The organism is Vibrio sp. 779(2023) (genome assembly GCF_033344285.1).
Classification (GTDB): Bacteria; Pseudomonadota; Gammaproteobacteria; order Enterobacterales; family Vibrionaceae; genus Vibrio; species Vibrio alginolyticus.
Map to the genome: position 1 here is coordinate 1 of NZ_JAWPOM010000229.1, position 1,037 is coordinate 1,037.

A 1,037-nucleotide genomic window follows, 5' to 3' on the forward strand; every position below is an offset into this window, starting at 1 on the left:
TGACGACGTATCGAGTGTATCTAGAGGGCGTTAAAAGTGGGGCATTTCAACGTGATTTAACTAACGTTCGAGCGCAGCCTTTGCTGCGGGCTAAACAAGCAATAAATCAACTTCGCGCTTTACCGTTAGAAATGGATGTTTTGCAACAAATTGCGGAAATGAAAAAGGCCATCGAAATGACGGCCTTTGATGAGTCGGTTGCAACAGCAGAGCGAGCATTGGAAGTGTTTCATCCCATTTTAACTGCGCTCAATCGCCGTTTAGATCCCGAGTCTATTCAGTGATTTCGCGTCGCATACGAACAGCACTCAACGCAATCAGACAGTAGCAAAGCAGCTCCATGCCTTCTTCCGAAATGTTCTTAACATCGCGGATGTAGCTTTCATTCATGACTTGTTGCCAGAAGCTTCCCATGCCGTAAAGGCGAGAGAAAACAAGCAGTAGAACGACGGCACCAATCAAGAGCTTCATGTGCGGAACTTGTAGAATGCGTGCCATTTCGTTCACTGTACCTTTACCACCTTGGTAAGCTTTTGCGCAAGCCAGAGCAGTGACGGTTAACGCAGGGAATACCCACGATCCGTGACGGATCATATCCATCCAGTAGTCCAGTTCGCGAATGATCAACACAGCGAAGAAGCCGGAAATCAAAATAGCGGCGTGTTTAACTTGTTCTTCTTGCTTAGAAAGTTGGAAGAACGACCATGAAGCAATCGCCAGCATGATCACTTGTAAGGTTTCAGTGATAGAGACTTCACCCAAACTTGATCCCAATACTACGTAATCAAGACGAATACTCAGATTGACGAGAATACTGATCGCAACAATCATCAATGCGCTTAAACACGATTTGTAGATGATGCGTTTTGACTCATCAGTAATCACGTTGTTTTGTGCCGTTTCGGCTTGTTTAACTATTTGTGTTTTCATCCTGACCACCTGTTTCCAGAAAAATGTGGAAGAAATGTGAATTTGTGTGATGTTTGGCATGATTTTATTGACCAGGTGGAAAGTATTGTCAGGGGAATGTCAGGAAT

The 1,037-nt window shown here is 44.5% G+C and carries 1 protein-coding gene and 1 pseudogene; one reads left to right on the plus strand and one right to left on the minus strand.

The annotated features are described in order from the left end of the window. A pseudogene (locus R8O70_RS26275) lies at positions 1-284 on the plus strand (YdcF family protein); the annotation flags it as partial. Here the strand turns inward: R8O70_RS26275 and R8O70_RS26280 are convergent. Next, positions 274-930 carry a hypothetical protein gene (locus R8O70_RS26280; protein WP_005481502.1) on the minus strand — a complete coding sequence of 219 codons (657 nt, stop codon included), beginning with the start codon at positions 928-930 and terminating at the stop codon, positions 274-276. The pseudogene R8O70_RS26275 and the gene R8O70_RS26280 overlap by 11 nt on opposite strands. Positions 931-1,037: the final 107 nt, after the last annotated feature.